General features: G+C 59.5%; 17 protein-coding genes. 6 read left to right on the forward strand and 11 right to left on the reverse strand.

The annotated features are described in order from the left end of the window. Window positions 1-37: 37 nt before the first annotated feature. The 3 genes from PD885_RS02435 to PD885_RS02445 all read right to left on the reverse strand — a co-directional run bounded on the left by PD885_RS02435 (window position 38) and on the right by PD885_RS02445 (window position 4,054). Window positions 38-2,107, reverse strand: coding sequence for a M13 family metallopeptidase (locus PD885_RS02435; protein ID WP_002803097.1), 2,070 nt, complete (start codon window positions 2,105-2,107; stop codon window positions 38-40). 150 nt (window positions 2,108-2,257) lie between these two features. Next, the gene (locus PD885_RS02440; RefSeq protein WP_002803098.1) at window positions 2,258-2,953 is read right to left on the reverse strand and encodes a glycosyltransferase; all 696 of its coding nucleotides are present in this window, start codon (window positions 2,951-2,953) and stop codon (window positions 2,258-2,260) included. Window positions 2,954-3,058: 105 nt separating this feature from the next. Then, window positions 3,059-4,054: an aldo/keto reductase gene (locus PD885_RS02445; RefSeq protein ID WP_002803099.1), complete on the reverse strand. Its 996-nt coding sequence runs from the start codon at window positions 4,052-4,054 to the stop codon at window positions 3,059-3,061. Window positions 4,055-4,265: 211 nt separating this feature from the next. On the opposite strand from PD885_RS02445, the gene PD885_RS02450 reads away from it, so the two are divergent. Both PD885_RS02450 and PD885_RS02455 read left to right on the forward strand, forming a co-directional pair. Beyond that, window positions 4,266-5,510 carry a putative DNA modification/repair radical SAM protein gene (locus tag PD885_RS02450; protein WP_002803100.1) on the forward strand — a complete coding sequence of 415 codons (1,245 nt, stop codon included), beginning with the start codon at window positions 4,266-4,268 and terminating at the stop codon, window positions 5,508-5,510. A 270-nt stretch (window positions 5,511-5,780) separates the two neighbouring features. Next, on the forward strand, window positions 5,781-7,217 hold the full coding sequence (locus PD885_RS02455) for a UdgX family uracil-DNA binding protein (RefSeq protein WP_002803101.1): 1,437 nt from the start codon (window positions 5,781-5,783) through the stop codon (window positions 7,215-7,217). A 439-nt stretch (window positions 7,218-7,656) separates the two neighbouring features. On the opposite strand, the gene PD885_RS02460 is transcribed toward PD885_RS02455, so the two are convergent. After that, window positions 7,657-8,214 carry a fasciclin domain-containing protein gene (locus tag PD885_RS02460; RefSeq protein ID WP_002803102.1) on the reverse strand — a complete coding sequence of 186 codons (558 nt, stop codon included), beginning with the start codon at window positions 8,212-8,214 and terminating at the stop codon, window positions 7,657-7,659. A gap of 353 nt (window positions 8,215-8,567) precedes the next feature. After that, a protein-coding gene (locus PD885_RS02465) for an IS5 family transposase (RefSeq protein WP_088056625.1) occupies window positions 8,568-9,372 on the reverse strand; the annotation gives its coding sequence in 2 pieces (ribosomal slippage) (window positions 8,568-9,042 and window positions 9,041-9,372; 807 coding nt in all). A gap of 70 nt (window positions 9,373-9,442) precedes the next feature. On the opposite strand from PD885_RS02465, the gene PD885_RS02470 reads away from it, so the two are divergent. Continuing rightward, window positions 9,443-10,084, forward strand: a complete 642-nt coding sequence (locus tag PD885_RS02470; protein WP_231892686.1) for a hypothetical protein — start codon at window positions 9,443-9,445, stop codon at window positions 10,082-10,084. Between the two features lie 433 nt (window positions 10,085-10,517). Here PD885_RS02470 and PD885_RS02475 read toward each other — a convergent pair whose 3' ends face one another. Then, on the reverse strand, window positions 10,518-10,754 hold the full coding sequence (locus PD885_RS02475; RefSeq protein ID WP_002803111.1) for a hypothetical protein: 237 nt from the start codon (window positions 10,752-10,754) through the stop codon (window positions 10,518-10,520). Here PD885_RS02475 and PD885_RS02480 point away from each other — a divergent pair. Beyond that, complete coding sequence (locus tag PD885_RS02480) at window positions 10,753-12,390, forward strand: Na+/H+ antiporter (protein ID WP_002803113.1); 1,638 nt, start codon at window positions 10,753-10,755, stop codon at window positions 12,388-12,390. The genes PD885_RS02475 and PD885_RS02480 overlap by 2 nt on opposite strands. Before the next feature lie 75 nt (window positions 12,391-12,465). Here the strand turns inward: PD885_RS02480 and PD885_RS21865 are convergent, their stop codons facing one another. Together PD885_RS21865 and PD885_RS02490 are read right to left on the reverse strand one after the other, a co-directional pair. Then, window positions 12,466-13,029 carry a hypothetical protein gene (locus tag PD885_RS21865; RefSeq protein WP_002803115.1) on the reverse strand — a complete coding sequence of 188 codons (564 nt, stop codon included), beginning with the start codon at window positions 13,027-13,029 and terminating at the stop codon, window positions 12,466-12,468. Between the two features lie 35 nt (window positions 13,030-13,064). Beyond that, window positions 13,065-13,643 (reverse strand): hypothetical protein, encoded by a 579-nt coding sequence (locus PD885_RS02490; RefSeq protein WP_065975424.1) that lies wholly within the window; start codon window positions 13,641-13,643, stop codon window positions 13,065-13,067. 73 nt (window positions 13,644-13,716) lie between these two features. Here PD885_RS02490 and PD885_RS02495 point away from each other — a divergent pair, with 73 nt between their 5' ends. After that, window positions 13,717-14,685, forward strand: a complete 969-nt coding sequence (locus PD885_RS02495; protein WP_002807946.1) for an IS5 family transposase — start codon at window positions 13,717-13,719, stop codon at window positions 14,683-14,685. Between the two features lie 652 nt (window positions 14,686-15,337). Here PD885_RS02495 and PD885_RS21870 read toward each other — a convergent pair. Together PD885_RS21870 and PD885_RS02505 are read right to left on the reverse strand one after the other, a co-directional pair. Further along, window positions 15,338-16,540: a hypothetical protein gene (locus PD885_RS21870; RefSeq protein WP_002802464.1), complete on the reverse strand. Its 1,203-nt coding sequence runs from the start codon at window positions 16,538-16,540 to the stop codon at window positions 15,338-15,340. Between the two features lie 1,066 nt (window positions 16,541-17,606). Then, entirely contained in the window at window positions 17,607-19,346 is a 1,740-nt protein-coding gene (locus PD885_RS02505; protein ID WP_231892685.1) for a hypothetical protein, read from the reverse strand. 422 nt (window positions 19,347-19,768) lie between these two features. Between PD885_RS02505 and PD885_RS02510 the strand changes: the two genes are divergently transcribed. Next, complete coding sequence (locus PD885_RS02510) at window positions 19,769-20,575, forward strand: IS5 family transposase (protein WP_002802516.1); 807 nt, start codon at window positions 19,769-19,771, stop codon at window positions 20,573-20,575. A 403-nt stretch (window positions 20,576-20,978) separates the two neighbouring features. On the opposite strand, the gene PD885_RS21875 is transcribed toward PD885_RS02510, so the two are convergent. Then, window positions 20,979-22,307 (reverse strand): hypothetical protein, encoded by a 1,329-nt coding sequence (locus tag PD885_RS21875; RefSeq protein ID WP_231892684.1) that lies wholly within the window; start codon window positions 22,305-22,307, stop codon window positions 20,979-20,981. Between the last annotated feature and the right edge of the window lie 754 nt (window positions 22,308-23,061).

Raw genomic sequence — 23,061 nt, forward strand, 5'->3', positions numbered from 1 at the left:
CCAACTGCGCTGCAATCCTCGTCACCGCGCCCAACCACTACCAAATCTTTACCCGCTGCGTGGGCGCCAGATACAACTGCTCACCTTGCTTTACATCGAATGCCCGATACCAAGCATCAAGATTGCGCACGGTTTGCGCGCGGAAGCGGACGGGGGCGTGCACGTCGGTGAGCACTGCGTTGCGTAGCGCCGCATCGCGATACTTGCCGCGCCAGGCCTGCGCAAAGCCGAGGAAAAAGCGCTGATCCGGGCTGAACCCGTCGATGGTCTGCGGCTGCTTGCCTTGCAGCGATAACTGATACGCGTCGTAGGCAGTGTCCAGGCCGGCAACATCGGCGATGTTCTCACCCAGCGTCAGCTTGCCGTTGACCGACAAATCCTCGAACGGTTTGTAGGCACTGAACTGCGCGGCGAGCGCGTTGCCGGCGATCTGGAATTTCTTCAAGTCCTGCGGCGTCCACCAATTGTGCAACTCGCCGTGCTCGTCGAATAGCGCGCCCATGTTATCGAAGCTGTGGCTGATCTCATGGCCGATCACCGCGCCGATCGCGCCGTAATTCACTGCATCGTCGGCAGCCGGATCGAAGAACGGCGGCTGCAGAATCGCCGCCGGAAAGATCAGGCGGTTTTCCAGCGGCACATTCAGCGCATTGACCTCCTGCGGCAGCATGTACCACTCACGGCGATCGACCGCCTTGCCCAGCTTGGTCAGGTTGCGGCGGTACTCGAACAACGTGGCGCGTTCCTCATTGCCCAGCGCATCGTCGCGGCGCACGTCCAGCCCGCTGTAGTCGCGCCAGCTGTCCGGATAGCCCACCGCCACCGTCAAACCGGCGATCTTGGCCTTGGCACGCTGCTTGGTGTCCGGGGTCATCCATTCCAGCGCGTCGATGCGCTTGCCGAAGGCGGTGACGATGTTCTTGACCATCTTTTCGGCGCGCGTCTTGGTCTGCGCGCTGACGTACTTCTGTACGTAGCGTTTGCCAACCGCCTCACCCAACGCGGCATTGGTTGCGTCGATGGCGCGCTTCCAGCGTTGGCGTTGCTGTGGCGTGCCTTCCAGCGTGGTGCCGTAGAACGCGAAGCGCTCATCGGCGAATGCCTTGGACAGATAAGGTGAGGCGCGGTCCAGCGCGCGAAAACTCAGGTAGTCCTTCCAGGCCTGCAGCGACTCGGAGTGCACCAGCGCCGATAACCCGCTCACCGCTTGCGGTTGCCAGACGATGAAATCCTGCTGCGCTTTCAGACCTGCTGCCTCGAAGAACAGCGCCCAGTCCAGGCCGGGTGCCTTTGGCGGGAAGTCGGCCTGTGTCCAGGCATTGGCGCCGGCCTGCACATTGTTGGTCTGCTCGGCGGTGGCATGCACGCGCGCCATCGCGGTCTCCAGCATCAGGATGCGCTCGGCCTTGGCCGGCGCGTCGCCGATGCCGGCAAGTTTCAGCAGCTTGACGATATGCGCGCGGTAGGCCTCGCGCAGCTGCGTCATGCGCCCGTCATCCAGATAGAAGCTGCGGTCTGGCATGCCTAATCCGCCCTGCACCAGATATGGCACATAGCGGCCGGGATGATGCAGATCCTGCGAGACCCACAGGCCGAACAGATGGTCGGTATGGAAATTGGTGGCGTTGAGAAGATCCACATCGGTGCGCAACTGGCTGCCCAAGATGCGTGCCAGCGCCTGTTTGTCGTCCAGCTGCGCGATCGCATCCAGTTCCGGTTGGACCGGACGCACGCCCTTGACCTCGATGCTGGCTTCGTCCATGTAGGCGGCGTAGTAGTCGCCGATCTGCTTGTCTTCGCCGGTGACATGGTCATTGGCGGCTGCGCCTTCGATGATGTCGCGGCTATGCCGCTCGGTTTCGATGGCGATGCCGACGAAGCTGTTGAAACTGGAGCGATCTTCGGGAATCTGCGTGGTCTTGACCCAGTTGCCGCTGGCGTAACTGAAGAAGTCATCGCCCGGCACCACGCTGCGGTCCATGCCGGCAACATCGAAACCGAAATCGCCGAGCTTTGGTGCGCTGGGTGCAGGCTTGATGTGCGCGTTCTTGGCCGGCGCTGCGCTATCGCGGTGACACGCGGCCGTGGTCAGCAGCGCGGCAGACATGACAGCGATCAGAACGGGGCGGTGCAAAGGGGCCATGCGGCGCAACTCTTGAAACCTAAACAGACAGCGCAGTGTAAGTGGCCTGCAGTGCCGCGTCCCGGTTCGAGTGCGGGGTCCGCCGTGTAGCGGCATATTGCGGACACGCCCGGTTCAGCGCCGACGCTGGTACCAGAAGCCGAGTGCGTCGCGGGTCTGCAGCATGCGCCGCCCGTGCCACAGGAAGCGCAGCAGCAAGCCGAGGTGTTCGCGCTTGGAAAAGCTACGCAGCTTGCGGTCGGAGGTGTGTACGGTCTGGCGCAGGATCACAAAGCGCCCACAGCGCGCCAGCGCCCGGCTGAGTGCCACATCTTCGCCAGCGTAGTAACGCGTATCGAAGCCGCCCGCACTGACGAAAGCAATGCGTGTGCAGAACAAAAAGCATCCTGGTGCGATACCGCTGGTACGAAAAAACCAGCCAAAAAGCGCTTGCGCGACACGTTCGTACCACACGCGCTTGCCATGCAGATGCACCTGCGCGCCACCGCCTACCGCACCGGCATCCAGCGCTACCAATGCTGCGCCGACTACCTGCGGATTGATCAGCGTATCTGCATCCAGAAACAGCAGCCGGTCGCCTCGCGCCAGTTGTGCACCGGCGTTGCGGGTGGCCGCGATATGCCGCAGCTGCACTTCCAGCACCTGCGCGCCGTGTCTACGTGCCATGGCGGCAGTGTCGTCATCACAGGCGTCGGCCACCACGATCGCTTCGTAGTCCAGCTGCAGGGTCTGCGCACAGGCATGCAGGCACTGCAGCGTGTCGCCGATCAGTGCGGCTTCGTCATGGGCGGGAATCACGAAGGACAGCATTGGGCGTCTGGCTCGTGCGGTGGTGGTGCCAAGTGTGCGAGCCGTACTGGCGTGAGCGTGTGAGTCGTGCGCGGCCGCAAGCGTCTGCGGCCGCGCGGCGTCGACTCAGCGGTCGACTGCGCGCATCATCGCTTCCGGGTAACGCGTGCCGGACGCGGCCTGGGGCGGGAAGATCGCATCGATGCGTGCGAGTTCGTCCGGCATCAGCGCCACATCGAGCGCGCCGATGTTTTCTTCCAGATAGGCGAGGCGCTTGGTGCCGGGGATCGGCACTAGATCCTGGCCCTGCGCCAACACCCAGGCCAATGCCAGCTGGCCCGGAGTGATGCCCTTGTCGGTTGCGATGGCCTTCACCTGTTCCACCAGCTGCAAGTTACGGGTGAAGTTCTCGCCCTGGAAGCGCGGCGAATGGCGACGGTAATCATCGGCATCGAAATCGCCCGGCGACGAGAACGCGCCAGTGAGGAAACCGCGCCCCAGCGGCGAGTAGGGTACGAACCCGATACCTAGCTCGCGCACGGCAGCGAATACCCCGTTGTCTTCCGGCTCGCGCGACCATAACGAATATTCGGTCTGCACCGCGGTGATCGGATGCACCGCATGCGCGCGGCGAATGGTGGCTGCGGCCGCTTCCGACAGACCGAGAAAACGCACCTTGCCTTGCTCGACCAAACGCGACATCGCACCCACGGTGTCTTCGATCGGCACGTTGGGATCCACGCGGTGCTGGTAATACAGATCGATATGCTCCACGCCTAGGCGGTGCAGGCTGGCTTCGCAGGCGGACTGCACATAGTCCGGGCTGCCGTCGATGCCGCGCACCGACGGGTCGTTGGAATCGAGCTTGATGCCGAACTTGGTGGCCAGGAACACCTCGTGCCGGCGCGAAGCGATCGCCTTGCCGACCAACACTTCATTGGTGTGCGGGCCGTACATGTCGGCTGTGTCGAGCAGGCTGATGCCGTGATCGAGTGCGTGGTGGATCACGGCAATCGAAGCGGCTTCGTCGCTGCGATCGCCATAGAACGCGCTCATGCCCATGCAGCCGAGACCGAGGGCGGAAACGGTGGGGCCGGAACGGCCAAGCGTGCGGGTATGCATGGGGGAAGCTCCGTGCAGTAAAGAGGGAGGACGGTGCAAGAATGGCCGGCCGCGCGTTAGTGCCGCGTGGCCCGAACGGTAAAGCTGCGGTCGGTGTAATGACGCGCTGAGGGCTCCGGTTGCGGCGCGAGGCTTGTAGCGCTCTGAAGCATTCACGATGCGGTGCGTTTCAGTCTCATAGGCTGAGACGCCATCGCCGCATGCTGACCGCGTGAAAATCCTCGACAAACTCGCCATTCTCGCCGACGCCGCCAAATACGACGCCTCCTGCGCCTCCAGTGGCGCGAACAAGCGCAATTCGCTCGGTACCGGCGGCATCGGTAGCACCGAGGGTATGGGCATCTGTCACTCCTACACGCCCGACGGCCGCTGTGTGTCGTTGCTGAAGATCTTGCTGACCAACTTCTGCGTGTTCGACTGCTCGTATTGCGTCAATCGCGTCTCCAGCAACGTGCGCCGCGCGCGCTTCACACCGGAAGAAGTGGTCACGCTGACGTTGGACTTTTACAAGCGCAATTACATCGAAGGCTTGTTTCTCTCCAGCGGCATCATCCGCAACTCCGACTACACAATGGAGCAGCTGGTGGAAGTGGCGCGGCAGCTGCGCGAGGTGCATCACTTCGCCGGCTACATCCATCTCAAGACCATCCCCGATGCAACGCCGGAGTTGTTGGCGGCGGCCGGTCGCTATGCCGATCGTCTGAGCATCAACGTGGAGCTGCCGACCGAACAGGGATTGACGCTGCTGGCGCCGGAAAAAAGCGTTGGCGGCATTCGCTCGGCGATGGGCGAACTGCGTTGGCGCATCGAAGAAAATCAGCTCGAGCGCAAGGCGGAAAAAGTGCGCCGCGCCAAGCCACCGCGCTTCGCACCGGCCGGGCAAAGCACGCAGATGATCGTGGGCGCCGACGACGCCAACGATCGCAGCATTCTGGACACCAGCCACACTCTCTATGGCAATTATCGAATGCGCCGGGTGTACTACTCAGCGTTCAGCCCGATCCCGGATGCGTCATCCAAATTGCCGCTGCAGCCACCGCCGCTGCAACGCGAGCATCGGCTGTATCAGGCCGATTGGCTGCTGCGTTTCTACGCGTTCAGCGTGGAAGAAATCGCGCCGGCAAACTCCAGCGGCATGCTCGATCTGGACGTGGACCCGAAGCTGGCATGGGCGTTGCGTAATCCGGAGCGCTTTCCGGTGGATTTGAATGCGGCACCGCGCGAGATGCTGCTACGGGTACCGGGCCTGGGCACGCGCAACGTGGAGCGCTTGTTGTTGTCGCGACGGCATGCGCGGTTGCGGGTAGGCGATCTGGTGCGGTTGCGGGTGCCGATGAAGAAGCTGCTGCCGTTCGTGAGTGTGCTGGATCATCATCCGCGCCAGCGCTTGGATGATCCGGCCAGGTTGCGTGCGCAGTTAGCGCCAGCGCCGCGACAGGCAGGTTTGTTCGATTAAGCCCACGTGTGGTGGCGCTGCCTTTCCTTCTCTCGTCTGGGCGCTGTCTCCTTCATGGGGAAATGTGCCCGACGGGCAGATGAGCAGACGGCTGCCCGCAGTGGTGCCGCTGACTGACTGCCGTTCACGCCTGTGACGCTGCGCGTTTTGGTGCAGCAGAATTGTCAGCGATAAGCAGCGGCAACAACTCAAAAAAACAGCAACAACCCAACGATAGCGACGGCAGTCACCGTGGCGAGGTTGCGCATCTTGAGAGGTCAGGTGTAAGCGATGTTCAGCGCCGAAGTAGAGCCGGTTTGGAGTTTTGATTCGTGGCGTGCGCTGGCGCGGGCGGGATGGCGCGCGAAGGTGGAGCCGGATTCGATTGCGTGGAATGGTGGAGCGCAGGGTGGGTTGTTGATGGGGCCGGGAGTGCTGGATTTGCCGGCGGTTCTGGCCGCGCCGCGCGTATCAGCGGAGTTTTTGCAAATGGCAGGGGCGGTGGTGTGTCATCGTGATCCGCAGCGGTATGCGGTGCTGTATCGGTTGTTGTGGCGGTTGGCGTCCGGAGAGCGGGCGTTGCTGGAGCGGGCGACCGATGTCGATGTGCATCGGGTGGTGCAGTGGCAGAAAACAGTGCAGCGCGACTCGCACAAGATGAAGGCGTTTGTGCGCTTTCGGCGCCTGCCCGGCGACGAAGAAGACTTCATGGCATGGTTCGAGCCCGAGCATTGGATCGTGGATCGGGTGGCGCCATTTTTCGCGCGCCGATTCGCTGGCATGCGTTGGGCGATTCTCACACCGTATCGCAGTGTGCGTTGGGATGGCGAGGCATTAACGTTCGGCGAGGGCGCGGTGCGTACGCAGGTGCCGGCCGACGATGCGCAGGAAACCCTGTGGCGTACGTACTACGCGCACATCTTCAATCCGGCGCGGCTCAATCCCACCATAATGCGGCAGGAAATGCCGCAAAAATACTGGAAGAACCTGCCCGAAGCGACCTTTTTGCCGGAGCTGATCCGCAAAGCCGGTGTGCGGGTGCGCGAGATGGCCGAGCGTGCCCCCGAGCCGGTGCGGCGGCGGGTTCCGCTGGCGCCAACACCGGTTCCAGAAGTGGCAACCCAAAGCCTGGCGCAGTTGCGCGTGGCTGCGCGCGATTGCCGGCGTTGCGAATTGTGGCAACCGGCAACGCAGACGGTGTTCGGTGAAGGGCCGAACGATGCCTCGGTGATGGTGATCGGCGAGCAGCCGGGTGATGAGGAGGACCTGAGCGGGCGTCCGTTTGTTGGGCCAGCCGGGCGTTTGTTCAATATGGCGCTGGGCGAGCTGGGTGTCGACCGTGAAACGTTCTATGTGACCAATGCGGTCAAGCATTTCCGTTTTGAGCAGCGCGGGAAGCGCCGTCTGCATCGCAATCCAGAACGTTCGCATATGCAGGCATGCAGCGGATGGTTGCTGGCCGAGCGCGCGCAACTGCGTCCGGCGCAGATCGTGTGTTTGGGCGCGATTGCAGCGCAAGCGGTGTTGGGCAAAGGTTTTCGGTTGATGCAGGAGCGCGGGCAGTGGCAACGCTTGGACGATGGCACGCCTGTGTTGACAACCGTGCATCCGTCCTGGGTGTTGCGCCAGCCATCCGCCGCGCGCGAAGAAGGCTACCGAGGGTTTGTCGAGGACTTGCGCCAATTGCTGGACCCACCGATGCCGGTGGAACGTTCGATCGGGGCTTGAAAAATAAGCGTGCAAGCGCCGGCGCACGGTGTCCGGGAACCGGAACGCCAAGCGGCACCCCTGGCGAACCAGGGGTGCCGTCACCGCCGCTTCGCGGCCGGGTAGCGGTGCAGGAAATAGGGCTCCACGCATCGTGCAGATTGTGACTTGAATCTTTCTGCACAGATGTAGAAAGCGCACGTGGATGCGGCAAGACGATGTCGGTAATGCGCCGCGTCCACGGCACTTCTGTTTGAATCGCGCGACTGGACCTTTTACATCGAGATCAGCAATGCACCTGCGCGCGATCGCATTTTGTCAGCGACGTGGAAGCGTAAAAAAATCACCACCAAACAAGTTCTGTCGACCCGCTGCAGCGCCCATCGGCGGAATAAAAGGACATTCCGCCGATGGGGTCATGCGGACGTCACGAAAGACGCTCGCATGCGACCACAGGCAGTTACGGCATCAGCACCTTGTCCACCACGTGGATCACGCCATTGCTCTGCATGACATCGGCAATGGTGACGTTGGCGGTGTTGCCCTTGACGTCGGTAATGGTGACCTTCTTGCCCTTGAGCTTTGCGGTCAGCGGTTCGCCCTGCACGGTGGTCAGCGTGGCGCTACCGCCGCCGGCCTTGATCTTGGCGATCAGCGAGGCGGCATCCACCTTGCCGGGCACCACGTGATAGGTCAGTACCTTGGTCAGGTTGGGCTTGGATGCTGGCTTCAACAGCGTTTCAACCGTGCCGGACGGCAGTGCGGCAAATGCTTCATTGGTCGGAGCGAACACGGTGAACGGCCCCGGGCCTTTCAGCGTGTCGACCAGGCCGGCGGCCTTGACTGCGGCGACCAGGGTGGTGTGGTCCTTGGAGTTGACCGCGTTGTCGACGATATCCTTGGTGGCCAGCATCGGCGCACCGCCTACCATGGGATTGGACGCAGCGTAGGCGGGGGCCATGGCGCTGGTCAGGGCAATGGCAGCGGCAACGGCAAGCGACTGGAATGAAGTCTTCATGAGGCATCGATCCTTTGGGTAAGCGATCGCCTGGATGGCAACCGTCGACCTGGATATTCGCACCAATGCAACGCGGATGCATTACGTGATTTTTTACATGGACGTGCTGCACTGCAACGCGATTGCGGACGCGTCGGGATGGATTGCGCTGGATCCATGGCCTAAGGTTGAGGCTGCTCGATCGGTGGCGGTGACGCGTGTTTTTCGTGCCGATGCAGGTTTACGTTGCGCACTTTGGCGTCGATCAAGCAAGCGCAATCGTTCATGGGATGTGCTGACAACTTGCGTTAATAACGTGAGTGCTGGACCCCATCCGGGTCCCACCATGAGAGGCGATTAATGACTAAGAGCGTCTAACAAAACCCAGGAAGAAGCCGTAAGCAGATGATGGAGCAAGCAAGCGAGAGCAACGCCAAGTGGAGATCGATGCGGCGTTCAAAGCGGATGCGCAGTTTGCCCATGCCTGCGAACCAGGCATGGGTGCGCTCGACGACCCAGCGATGACGGCCCAACCGGTGGTTGCGCGCGATCCCCTTGCGTGCGATCCGCGCAATGATGCCGCGCTGCTTGAGGAAGGCGCGACAGCGGTCGATGTCGTAAGCCTTGTCGGCGTGCAATTTGTCTGGCCAACGTCGCGGGCGCCCTGGTTTGCCACCAATTGGCGGCAAGGCGTCGATCAACTCCTCGAACACGACCGAGTCGTGCCGATTGGCGCCGGTGACGCACACCGCCAAGGGGATGCCGTTGCGATCGACGATCAGATGCCGTTTGCTGCCGAGTTTGCCGCGATCGGTCGGGTTCGGCCCGGTGTATGGGCCCCCGGGGGGAGGCTACGCTAGCGGCGTCCAGACCAGCTCGGCTCAGGTCCAGCGTCTGAGCGCGACATAGCTCGGCCAGCAACACCTGATGCAGACGATGCCACACACCGGCGGCCTGCCAATCACGCAACCGACGCCAGCAGGTCATGCCGCTGCCGTAGCCCAGCTCCATAGGCAGGTCTTCCCACGGCACGCCCGTGCGCAGGACATAGACGATGCCGTTGAGGGCTTGCTGATCACTGATACGCGGCCGTCCACCTTTGGGCGAACGCTTCACTTGCGGAATCAGCGGCTCGATGCGCTTCCACAGCGCAATGGGGATCTCTTTGCGACGTGTCATGTCCGCAATTTTGCCACCGGCGAGACAAGATTCAAGGGGTTTTGTTAGACGCTCTAAGAAGGTGCAGAAAATGACGTCAGGAAACAGTGAATTCAGTCGATCAATGATGCGGGCATGGTTGGTGGCAGTCGCGCTGACGTCTTTCGCCACCGCGCAGGCAGTGGCCGCCACGCCAACGCCCACTTCAGCACCGACTGCCGCGGCCCCGGCGCGTGTCACTTATCGACCCGGACAGACATGGGTCGTCCCGGACGAGTGGGAGTTCACGGTCAATTCTGCGCGCGTGGCCAACGTGAAAATTCATGACGATGGCGGCGGATCTTGGCATCCCACCCAAGTGATCCTGTTGAGCTATAGCTACAAAAATATCGGGTTCGATGACAGTGCCAACTACAAGGGTGGCGGTCCATCGACGCTTGCTTTTTCGAAGGCGCATATCGAGGTGGTCGACGCGAACGATGCACACAACGGCGGTGCAGGCAACTACCCTGTGCGCATAAAGCTCGTCGAAGATGCAACGGGTCAAGCGGTTGGGCAGCAGATGGTTGGCGCGCAGTGGCCGTACGCTTTCGAGAAGAAACCCAAGGCGGTCAAGGCGACGGTGAGTCACTACGATTCCAAGCTGACATTGCATAAAGCGACCTTCCTGGTGCCGGTCGAGGTCACTCGGCAATCGATGCCGCACGCAAAGACGCACGTTCACCGAACCTGATCGCTTCTAGAGGCGATCTGCACAGGTATGCAGTCGGGATGCGTGCCAGGGCAGGGGGCGGCGTCTGTCGACGGTTTGCTTCTAACTTCTGCGATGAGACGGCCAGGCAGCGATGTTTGTCGCGCGCCACCCGGCGTTGCAAGGACGCTACTAGGAGACGGCATGCCCCACGCGGCGTGCCGTCTCATTGAGCGGTAGTTGGATCCGTTTTCGGCCGCGGCCTTAGCAGCGTGCCTTCCGGCGCCCACCTGGCAACGCACCGCCTACATGTCGCCGATGGCATGCATCCGGTGCAACCGGTCGTGGCTCATGCAAACGTCGTGGCGATGCGCAGCGCTTCGTCCATGCTGTCGGCTGCGGTCAGATTGAATCGGTCGAGCACTTCCGATGGTCTCTGCAAGCGGGCCATCGGCCTTGATGAAGTATTCGCGCATCATCGTGTTGCCTTTCCATTCGGTTGCGTATCCAACAGCGTCTGGTCGACCAGCACCAGCACCGAAATTGGATCCAGCGCTCTCATAGCGGTCCGTCGTGCAGCGCCGCGGGCGGGCCACAACGGCGCGGTGGTTTCATCACCGATTGCAAACCGGTATGGTCCCATAGCCGTGTTGTTTGGCGTCGCAATATGCGATACCGCACGTGCAGCCGTTTCTTCTTCCAGGTTTTTCATGCATTCGATCGATGTCGTCCTCGCCATGTTGCTGGCGGTCGCGGCCAGCGGTTATCTGATCCGTATTCTGCCGTTCTTGCTGCCGTTGCCCTTGGTCCAGATCGCGCTTGGCGCGGTGGTCTCCGGTGTGTTCGATGCAGGCCACGAACTGGAACCGGAGCTGTTCTTTCTGTTGTTTCTGCCGCCGCTGCTGTTCCTGGATGGCTGGCGCATTCCCAAACAAGGCTTGTTCCGCGACAAGGCGGCCATCCTCGAACTGGCGCTGGGTCTGGTGGTGTTCACCGTGGTCGGAGCTGGCCTGTTGATCCACTGGCTGATCCCGGCGATGCCGCAGGCGGTGGCGTTCGCGCTGGCGGCGATCATCTCGCCGACCGACCCGGTGGCGGTATCTTCGATCGCCTCCAAAGTGCGAATTCCCAGGCGTTTGAAGCACATCCTGGAAGGCGAGTCGTTGCTCAACGATGCGTCCGGCCTGGTGTGTTTCCAGTTCGCAGTGGCGGCTGTGTTGACGGGCACTTTTTCGATCGCCACTGCCTCGCTGACCTTCCTGTGGATGGCGTTGGCCGGGCTCGCGTTGGGTGTGGCGACCACGTTCGGTCTGAGCCGCATCCAGGCCTGGATCTGGCGCCATTTCGGCGAGGAGCCGGGTTCGGCGATTCTGGTCAACCTGCTCACTCCGTTCGCGGCGTATCTGCTGGCCGAAGCCTTCCATGCCTCGGGCATCCTGGCCGCGGTGGCCGCCGGCGTCACCATGAGTTACGTGGAAATGGCCGGCAACGCGCCGGGCAATATGCGTCTGCAGCGCTCGGCGGTGTGGGACACGGTGCAATTCACCTTCAACGGCATCATCTTCGTGCTGCTGGGCGAGCAGTTGCCGGGGATCCTGGACGGTGCAGTACGCAGCGTTCAGCAGGCCGGGCACGTCAATCCGTGGTGGCTGGCGGTCTATGTGCTGACCATCAGCACTAGCCTGATGGCACTGCGTTTTGTGTGGGTTTTCCTGTCGTTGCGCTGGAACATCTTCAAGGCGCAGCGGCGTGGCGAGCAGCATGTCAGCCCGCCTTGGCGGATCGTGGTTGCGGTGTCGCTGGCCGGCGTGCGCGGCGCGATCACCCTGGCCGGCGTGCTCACACTGCCGTTGATGCTGGAAGACGGCTCGCCGTTTCCGGCCCGCCAGTTGGCGATTTTTCTGGCCGCCTCGGTGATCCTGGTCTCGTTGCTGGTGGCCAGCGTGGCGTTGCCGCGCCTGCTGCGCGGGCTGGAGTTGCCGGAAGAAGAAGACGAGCAGCTGAAGGAAGAACTGGCCGTCAAGGCCGCCTCGCAGGCCGCGCTGGAGGCAGTGGAAAAACTGCGCCAGCGGTTGGTGGAGGGCAGCAAGCATGCCGAGCGTTACAACGCTGCGGCCAATCAGGTCAGTCAGCGTTATCAGCGCAAGCTGGGCGCGGTGGACATGGCCGAAACCGATCCGGAAGAAGCCTGTGCCTACGAACAGGCGCTGTGCCAGTTCCGTCACGCGGCGTTGATGGCAGAGCGTAACGAGCTGTTCAAGCTTGCGCGCCGCCACGAGATCTCCGACGATCTGTCGCGCCGGTTGGTGCGCAATCTGGATTTGATCGAGTCGCGTAAACGCGCGTAAGTATTGAGTAGCTTCTGCGACCGATGCGTTGTACTGCCGATCCTGTCAATCCTCCCGGCATGCCGAGTGAGCATCTTATTTCTGTGGGCGCGGCTTCGCTTGCCGATACTGACGCTTGTCGCCCGCCTGTTCTCCTTTGGGATCGTCGTTCGAGCAAATGCGTCCGCCGCAAATGACAGCATCAGAAGCATAGAAGGCTTGGACGATTGGGACAGCTTTTTCGTAGCGCTGGAGTTCCTCTTTCGCTGCTGACAACTCACGCCCGTAATAGCCCAGCAGCCTCCAGCCGATGAGCATCACCAGTATCAAGATGGAACTAGCGGCGCCGAACCAGATCCAGACAGTTTTGTTTGCCCATTGTAGTCGCGCAGATGTGACTGACACGGCACGGTCGTATTCGGCGGCAACCGGCGACACCGCTTCTCTGGCTTCCTGAGCGATCTGAGTGCTGGCGCCGCTTACGATACCCGACACTTCTCTGCGGAACTGGCTCACCTGGTGTTGAAGCGACTGAATCTGTTGGTTGAATGAGGCACTCATTCCTGTTTCCCGCTGCGCCATTTCCGAGTGCACCATCAAGATGACCTTAATGGTTTCCTCAAGTTTTCCTTGGGCCGACGCCAACTCATGATTATCCATTTTACTTTCCTTGAGATTCGTTCCGGACAGTAGTCTCACATGCTCATTGTTGGTCCTTGGCGCGTTTGAGTATGTTGCTGTTCTTGTAATCGCTGTTGTTCCTGTTGCTCGGCTAGTAACTGATCGCTTCTCTGCGCCATTGCCAGCCCCTCGCACGATTGCGAAAAATCAATGGCGATACGGTCGAGTTCGTTGCTATCACCAGCTATCAGCGCCGCATGAGTTCTATTGATGAAAGGATCATCGAATAGTCCTTTGACAGACCAAGGCGTCTGCCTGTCTTCTGATGTATCACGCACGCGCTCATCGGCAGCGGAGATGAGTGGTGGAAGGAATGTAGCGTGATTGGAGGGCATCGGATCGATGGGTTTATTGGATATGCTGTAGGCGTCAGTTGCGAGATGACTCTCCCCGGTATCCACGCCTGATGTGATCTCGATACTTCGCAGAGCTATCATCGGCGTGACAATAGTCGCCTGATTGGTAAAGAGTTGCTGCGAATCTTGTTTGTTGATCGGTACGACTGAAATCGGCGTGTTCGCTGCCGCCTGGAAGGCTTGCACATCTGCTTGAGCAGGTCGTAGCAATGGGGCGTTGGGATCGATGCGCAGCAAGCGCTCGCCAGGGAACCTCTGAACAACGCACTTCAAATGCGCGACACTACACACCTACGTTGAGGAGTCATCCATGCAACTGACGTTCGGTGACGCTGAAGGTTTGGGCAAGCGCAAGCAGACTCGCCGCGAGATCTTCCTGGCCGAGATGGAGCAGGTGGTTCCGTGGAGGCATTTGCTCGGACTGATCGCGCCGCACTATCCGGTGTCGGGGCGGCCTGGTCGACAGCCGTACGCACTGGCGACGATGTTGCGGATTCATTTGCTGCAGCAGTGGTATGCGTTGAGCGATCCGGCGATGGAAGAAGCGTTGCACGAGATCCGGACCTTGCGCCGTTTTGCCCGGCTCGGCGGTTTGGACAATGTTCCCGACGAGACCACGATTCTCAACTTTCGCCGCTTGCTGGAAACCCATGGCCTTGCAGCGCGGATGCTGGAGGCCGTCAACGCGGATCTGGTGCGCAAGGGTCAGAGCCTGCGGTCCGGCACGATCGTCGATGCAACCCTGATCGCTGCGCCCAGTTCGACCAAGAACACCGACCGCGCGCGCGACCCTGAAATGCATCAGACCAAGAAAGGCAATCAGTGGTATTTTGGGATGAAGGCACCCATCGGCGTGGATGAGTTTTCCGGGCTGGTGCACCACGTCCGTTGTACGGCTGCCAATGTGGCCGATGTCACGGTGACCCACGCATTGCTGCACGGCAAAGAAGACAGTGTGTTCGGCGACAGCGGCTACACCGGTGCGGACAAACGCGAAGAACTGCAGACCTGCAAGGCTGGTTTTTTCATTGCCGCCAAGCGTTCGACGATTCAAGCCATTGGCAACAAACGCGAGCGCCGCCAGGAAGAACGTTGGGAATACTTCAAAGCAAGTGTGCGTGCGAAGGTGGAGCATCCATTCCGCGTGATCAAACGCCAGTTTGGCTACACCAAGGTCCGCTATCGCGGCCTGGCCAAGAACACCGCGCATGTGCTGACCCTGTTCGCACTATCCAATCTGTGGATGGTGCGCCGGCAGTTGCTGCCGGCCAGGGGATAATGCTGTCTGGCGCCAGCCAACGCCGCAAGAAACCGTAGAAATCGTATCGTACGCATCAACTCTGTGCGCTATTGGCACGCAGCAGGCTCGAATTTTAGAGGTCTGGTGCGTTGTTCAGACCTTCCCTAACAACCTCAAAAGACTCGACCAATGTGCTCGCAAGTCGTTGATTCGCATAGCGCGCAATTTATGGAGCCGAGGTTTTTAGAGGCGCCCCGAACATCACGATGCCCGTCAGTGAACCAATCGCGTTCTAATCGCTCACACTGGATCTATGAGCGCACCGCCGCTCTTAACCCCCAGAAGCCGCTGCCGCGTCCGCCTAGAACCGGCTGCATCGATCTCCACCTGGCGCTGTTGCCGCTGGCCCGTTCCATTATCTGCTGACGGCGGCTTCCTGGGTTTTGTTGGCCGATCTTGGCGCGATGTCAGCGCACCGCATCGACGATGAGCCGTGCGCAGTGTTCACACGCACAGAGCGAATCGCTTAGCCACCTCGAAGGAGCGAAGAGAGATCATGGGGCTGGCTCCACGCGTTGGTCACGCTCGGTATCGCGACAACGCGATACTGCATGCCGCAGATACAACCGATCTGCTGCTCGCAAGCCCCATAACGCAATAGCCATTCGGGAATAAGCTATGCACCACGTTTTCAGTTGGGTCCAGTGTCATCCTCGTTGAATGTCGGTAGTGACGCTTGCGACATAGCAGTGGTGCGCTGCGGCCCTGTAGCTTCTGGATGCAGTGCATCCCGGTTGAATGCAAGGGTGGAACTCGACGGCTCGGACTGGGCTGAGCCCGAAGGTCCAGCCAGCTCCTCCTCCGCGGGCATATTGAGATCCCAGTTATGCGGCAGCTGCGGCCGACCACCTGAAGGAGTAGGTGGAAACAAGGGTGAGTAAGAAGACCCAGACGGTTCAGCTCTGTTTCCAAGGTCATGCGTCTGTACATTAGGCGGCTGTACATCAGTAGTAACCATCGCGCGCACTCGTGTCAGCATGTCTATAATGTGGGAGCGTTGAGTCGCGCCCTTGCCATCCATGTAGAGATCCAAATCGTCATCCAACGTTTGGTCGTGCAAACGCGACGCGATCGTACGCTTGTTGTTCGCCTTTAGCCAAGCGCTGAAGTGACGCAAATACGCTGACGTCTTACCAGCGTAGGTTTCATTGTTCTTGTATATCTTCCCGCCGCTCGACTCCCATAAATGAGCTTTATATTGCTCGCTGAGTTGGTCATCGTCTGGGAGGATATCACGGGTACTACGCCTCTTCGCTAAGTCCGTCTTTCCGTTGCTTTTGAATATCTGCAATTGCCGCAGCGCCGGACCCAACTTTTCGCTGCCTGTCATGCCCGTCCTTACGAAGGCGCGGACGTCATCTGTCAAGGTTTCGGACTTCAGTCTGCCCGGCTTGCACAATGGATCTTTCTTCTGGGCATGGAGCCATTTACTGAAGGCGCGCAATACGCTTGCATATTGGGGGCTAGCAGAAAGCGCCTCTTTGATGAGTTCTTTATCACCGTCCGCAGCCTCATGGCGGCGACGACTCGCCGGCTTTACCGTTCTGTCGGTGCGAGATAGCATGCGACGCAGATGCGTCAGTGCCGCGGGCAGATGATCTTGATTCAACGTTTCTCGGAAAATCTTGGCATCGCTATTCAGCGCGTTCTTGTCTGTGCGGAGCCGGCGTCGCAGATCAGGCTTGCTTTGATTCTGGAGCCACTCGCTAAAATGTACCAACACATTGGTGTAGGCTCTTATGGTAAAGAACTTTTTCTTGCCCTTCTCGGCGGCGTCTAAAAACTCTCCAATGAGCTCCTTGTCGGCTGGATAGAGTGTATTGAAGCCCGGCATCGCGGTCCCGTTTTGCATTGCGCGTCTTAGGTTGGCGAACGGCCTGCTGCGCCTATCGACCACGCTGCTGGGCCTAGCGCTCGAGGTTGATGGACGATCCACTGGCGCCCGCCGTTTTTTATGGACTGCGACGTGTTTAGAAGCAGGCTGCTGCGCTGTTGTCCCCCGGGGCTCAGGCGCATCAGCACGCGAAAGCTGAGGATGATGAACATGACTGTTGGGGGGCAGGTTGTCGTGTTCCAGCGCGAAGGGAAACGGCCTCGATGTGCCGCTCCGAGCCGGATGCACGCCAGATCCCGGCGCCGAACGCACAGCAGATGCCTCGGTGCGACGGCGCTTATTCGGTCGAGCTGCCAGTTCACTGAGGACGCCAGGGGGCGTTGAGGACGACAGCATTCCGGACGGACCGGCGCCCAGGCTCGCCGCCTGGCCAGTCGCCTGCTCTGGCACGCTTTGGTAGGTGCTCTGGGCATGCGTCCGACGATTGCTGCTCTTTGTGCTCCGCATTTTTTTCGCTCCGCTTCATGATGAAAAAGACGGCTTGTTCCTGGATCTGGTCAAGCTGATGCGGCTCAGGGATACCCGCTGAACAACGCCAGCTCTCGCGCATTGGCCTCAATTGATGAGTTTGCTTCCCGTCTGGTCGAAGCGCTGCTGATCCAGCTCTCACTATCCAGTTCTCAAATATCAAGAATCGTGATCGATCGATTGAAAAGCCGGTGCGCAGATTGCGAAGGCGTAGTGGGTTTGCCGAACATCAACGTAAGTGTTTTAGTAAAAAGGGGTCGCGGGCTCCCTGCATAATATTTCGATGCGTGGCATGTGTGAACGTCAACGTGGTGTTTGCGTCAAAACATTCACAACCATGCGTTGTGTCACTAACTAGAACGGCCTGGGGCCTATGAGCGCACTGCCACTCTTAACCCCCAGAAGCCGCTGCCGCGTCCGCCTAGGACCGGCTGCATCGATCTCCACCTGGCGTTGTTCCCGCTGGCCCGTTCCATCATCTGCTGACGGCGGCTTTCTGGGTTTTGTTGGCCGCCCTTGGCGCGATTTTCCAGTTGGGTCAGGCGTCATCCTCGTCAAAGGTCGGTAGTGAGGCTTGCGACATCGCGGTGGTGCGTTGCGACCCTGTAGCGTCTGGATACCGTGCATCCCGGTCGAATGCAAAAGCTGACCACGAAGCTCCGCTCACCTCCGCCGCGGGCATGTTGAGGTCCCAGCTACGTTGAGGCGCCTGCGGCTCGGGCGGGGCTGAGCCCGAAGGTCCCGCCAGCTCCTCCGCCGCGGATATATTAAGATCCCAGCTGTGCGACGTTTGCGGCTGATCACCCGAATGAGTGGGTGCAACCATGGAGGGGTAAGAAGGCCCCGACGGTTCAGCTCTGCCTCCGAGGTCAGGCGACTGCGCGTTAAGAGGAAGCATTTCGCGCATTTTCTTCAGCATGCCTTTCATGGAACCGACGTGTTGTGAGTTTCCCTCACTGGTGTAGAGAGCCAAATCGTCATCCAACGTTGAATCGTGCAAACGCGACGCCATTGTCGCTTTTGCCTTATCATCTAGCCAGGCGCTAAATGGGATCATACGGGATGACGTCTTTTCGGCGTAGCTTTGCTGGTTATAGTATGTCTTCCCGCGACTGCTTTCCCACAAAGCCTTTTTATATTTCTCTCTGAGTTGGCGGTCGGCTTCGGGTATTTTACGCGGACTATGCCTCTTCACGAAGTCCGTCTCTCCGCTGAGGTAAAATTTCTGCAGTTTCCGCAATGCACTGACTGACTTTTCACTGCTCGCCATGCGCGTGTTTGCGAAGGCTTCGGCCTCATGCATCAAGGTTTTGGAGTGCAGTCTGCCCGGTTCGCACAATCCCTCTTTATTCTGGGCATGGAGCCATGCACTGAGCGCGCGCAACGTGCTTGCATAATCGGGGTAAGCAGAAAGCGCATTAGTGATGAACTTTTCATCACCGCCATGAGCCTCATGGTGGCTGTAATCCCGGATCTTTACCGTTCCGTCTTTGTCAGATACCATGATATTCAGATGGTTCAGTGCCGCGTTCAGACGATTGGTTTTTTTCCCGTTTTGAAAACTAAGGACATCGGGTTTCAGCCCGTGGACATCGAGTTTCAGCCCGTCCTGGTTTTTGAGGAACCGGTCTGGCAGACCAGCCTTTTTCTCGTCCCTGAGCCAATTGCTAAAACGTATCAACAGATAGATGTAGCTTCTTGCGGTATTGACGTTGCTCTGCGCCTTCTCGATGCCTTTTATAAACTGCTCGATAAGTCCCTGGTCGGCTGGACAGAGTGCATTGAAGCTTGACGGCCCGGTCGCGCTTCGTATCTTGTCTCTTAGCTGGGCGAACTCGCTGCGCCTGTCGCCCGAGGTTGATGGACGATCCACTGGTGCCCGCCGTTCTTTATGGACTGCGACGTGTTTAGAAGCAGGCTGCTGCGCTGTTGTTCCCTGGGGCTCAGGCGCATCAGCGCGCGAAAGCTTAGGATGATGAAGATGACTGTTGGGGGGCAGGTTGTCGTGTTCCAGCGCGAAGGGAAACGGCCTCGATGTGCCGCTCCGAGCCGGATGCACGCCAGATCCCGGCGCCGAACGCACAGCAGATGCCTCGGTGCGACGGCGCTTATTCGGTCGAGCTGCCAGTTCACTGAGGACGCCAGGGGGCGTTGAGGACGACAGCATTCCGGACGGACCGGCGCCCAGGCTCGCCACCTGGCCAGTCGCCTGCTCTGGCACGCTTTGATAGGTGCTCTGGGCGTGCGTCCGACGATTGCTGCTCTTTGTGCTCCGCATTTTTTTCGCTCCGCTTCATGATGAAAAAGACGGCTTGTTCCTGGATCTGGTCAAGCTGATGCGGCTCAGGGATACCCGCTGAACAACGCCAGCTCTCGCGCATTGGCCTCAATTGATGAGCTTGCTTCCCGTCTGGTCGAAGCGCTGCTGATCGAGCTCTCACTATCCAGTTCTCAAGTATCAAGAATCGTGATCGATCGATTGAAAAGCCGGTGCGCAGATTGCGAAGGCGTAGTGGGTTTGCCGAACATCAACGTAAGTGTTTTAGTAAAAAGGGGCTGCGGGCTCCCTGCAGAATAATTTCGATGCGTGGCATGTGTGAATGTCAACGTGGTGCTTGTGTCAAAACATCCACAACCATGCGTTGTGTCACTGACTAGAGCGTGTTATGAACTTTGCCCTTGTCACGCTAACGTATACGGATGAAGCCTCGTAAGCCTTATTCCACCGATATTTCCGACGAAGAATGGGCCTTTGCGGCTCCCTATTTGACGCTGATGGACGTGCAGGCACCGCAGCGCAAGTATGAGCTACGCGCGATGTTCAACGCACTGCGGTGGATCGCGCGCGCCGGCGCACCATGGCGATTGCTTCCCAACGATTTTCCGCCCTGGGAAGCGGTGTATCAGCAAACACAGCGCTGGCTGCAAGCGGGCTGCTTTGAGGCCATGGTCAGTGATCTGCGCTCACTCTTGCGTGTGGCGCAAGGGAAAAAAGGCCAGCCGAGCGCGGTCATTTTCGATGCTCGCACGCTGCAGTCCACCTGCGAAAGCGGGCCGCGTGCTGGATACGATGGCTATAAACGCAAGAAAGGCAGCAAGGTACACATGGCCGTCGATACGCTTGGACATCTGCTCGCTGTCCAGGTGACGCCGGCTAATGAGCAGGAGCGCGCGCAAGTCCGATCGTTGGCACAAGAGGTACAACACGTGACCGGTGAAACGGTCAAGATCGCCTTTGTTGATCAGGGCTACACCGGTCAAGAACCGGCGCAGGCGGCCACGGAAGAAGGCATTGAGTTGCAAGTGATCAAGCTGCAAGAAGCGAAAAAAGGCTTTGTCTTGCTGCCGCGCCGTTGGGTTGTCGAGCGCAGCTTCGGATGGGCCAATCGTTTCAGACGGCTGGCACGCGACTACGAGCGATTGCCGGAAACCTTGGCCGGTTTGCACTTCGTCGTCTTCACGATCCTGATGCTTGGAAATGCAGCCACCCTCTTTCAAAGTTCATAACACGCTCTAGAACGGCCTGGGGACTATGAGCGCACTGCCACTCTTAACCTCCAGAAGCTGCTGCCGCGTCCGCCTAGGACCGGCTGCATGGATCTCCACCTGGCGTTGTTCCCGCTGGCCCGTTCCATTATCTGCTGACGGCGGCTTCCTGGGTTTTGTTGGCCGCTCTTGGCGCGATGTCAGCGCACCGCATCGACGATGAGCCGTGCGCAGTGTTCACACGCACAGAGCGAACCGCTTAGCCACCTCGAAGGAGCGAAGAGAGATCATGGGGCTGGCTCCACGTGTTGGTCACGCTCGGTATCGCGACAACGCGATACTGCATGCCGCAGATACAACCGATCTGCTGCTCGCAAGCCCCATAACGCAATAGCCATTCGGGAATAAGCTATGCACCACGTTTTCAGTTGGGTCCAGTGTCATCCTCGTTGAATGTCGGTAGTGACGCTTGCGACATAGCGGTGGTGCGCTGCGGCCCTGTAGCTTCTGGATGCAGTGCATCCCGATTGAATGCAAGGGTGGAACTCGACGGCTCGGACTGGGCTGAGCCCGAAGCTCCACTCACCTCCGCCGCGGGCATGTTGAGGTCCCAGCTACGTTGAGGCGCCTGCGGCTCGGGCGGGGCTGACCCTGAAGGTCCCACCAGCTCCTCCGCGGAAATATTGAGATCCCAGCTGTGCGACGTCTGCGGCGCACCACCCGAATGAGTGGGTGCAACCATGGAAGGGTAAGAAGACCCCGACGGTTCAGCACTGCTTCCAAGGCCGGGCGGCTGCACGTTAGGAGTAGGCATTTCGCGCACCTGCCTCAGCATGCTTATTATGTCACAGTGGTAAATTGATTCCTTGGTAGCTTTATAGAGATCCAAATCGGTATCCAATGTTGGGTCGTGCAAACGCGACGCCATCGAATCCTTTCCTTGTGCCTGTAGCCAGGCGCTGAATCGGCGCGCATAGGATGACTTCTTACCAGCGTAGGTTTCCTTGTTAGGGTATGTCTTTCCGTCGCTGGCCACCCATAATTTATGTTTATATTGCTCGATGAGTTGCTGGTCGTCTTTGGGGAGATTACGGGTATTAAGCCTCTTCACTACGTCCGTCTTTCCGGTGTCGTAAAAGGTCTCCAATTGCCACAGCGCCCTAACCGCCTTTTGACTGCCCCCCAAGCGCGTTGTTGCGAAGGCTTTGGCGTCGTCCCTCAAGGCTTGGGAGTGCAGTCTGCCCGGTTTGCATAATGGCTCTTTACGGTTGATATAGAGCCACTCACTGAGTCCACGCAATGAGGCTGCATAATCGGGCATGGTAGAAAGCGCATTATTGATGAATGCTTCATCACCTTCAGTAGCCTTATGGCGGCTATAGCTCCGGATCTTTATCGGTTCGTGGGTTGGAGATGCCACTTGACGCAGATGCGTCAGTGCCGCGGCCAGACGAGCGCCTTTGGTCCATTTTTGGAAATTAGAGGTATCTGCTGTCTGCGTGTTTTTGTCTTTGGACACAAAGCTTTGCAGACTACCCTTGTTCTCCTGGCTGAGCCATTTGCCAAAATTTATCAAGACACTGAGGTAGCCATTTACGGTCGTGAAGCTGCCCTCCCCCTTCTCGGCGCCTTCTACAAACTCGGTGATGAGTTCCTTGTCGGCTCTACAGAGCTTATCGAAACCTGATGGCCCGGTCCCGCTTTGCATCTTGTCTTTTAGCTTGGCGAATAACCTACTGCGCTGGGCGGACAAGCTGCTGGACCCAGCGTCCAAAGTTGATGGAAGATCCGCTGGCGCCCGACGTTCCCTATTAACTGCGACGTCTGCAGAAGCAGGCCGCTGCTCTGTTGCCCCTTGGGGCTCAGGCGCATCAGCGCGCCAAAGTGGAGATTGATGAAGATGACTGTTGGGGGGCTGGTCGTCGTGCTCCAGCGCGAAGGGAAACGATATTGATGTGCCGTTCGGCGCCGGAAGCACGCCAGATGCCTCGGTGCGACGGAGCTTACTCGGTCGGGCTGCAAATTGGCTGAGGACGCCAGAGGGCTCCGAGGGCGACGACATTCCGGACGCACCGGTGCCCGGGATCGCCGGCCGGCCAGTCGCCTGCTCTGGCAGGCTTTGGTAAGTGCTTTGGGCATGCGCCCGACGATTGCTGCTCTTGTGGCTCCACATTTTTTTCGCTCCGCTTCATGATGAAAAAGACGGCTCGTTACTGGATCTCGTCAAGCTGATGCAGCTCAGGGATATCCGCTGAACACTGCAAGCTCTCGCGTATTGGCCCACTGATGACCTTGCTTCCCGTTTGGTCGAAGCGCTACTGATCCAGCCCTCAGGCATGAGGTATCGTGACCTATCGATCGCACACCCGGTACGCAGATGGCGAAGGCGTAGCGGCTTTGCCGAACCTCACCGTGAGCGTCTTAGAAGGGAGCCTGCGGACTCCCTGTGTCGAATAATTTCGATGCGTGGCATGTGTGAATGTCAACGTGGTGCTTGCGTCAAAACT

This window comes from Xanthomonas fragariae (assembly GCF_900183975.1).
GTDB lineage: Bacteria > Pseudomonadota > Gammaproteobacteria > Xanthomonadales > Xanthomonadaceae > Xanthomonas > Xanthomonas fragariae.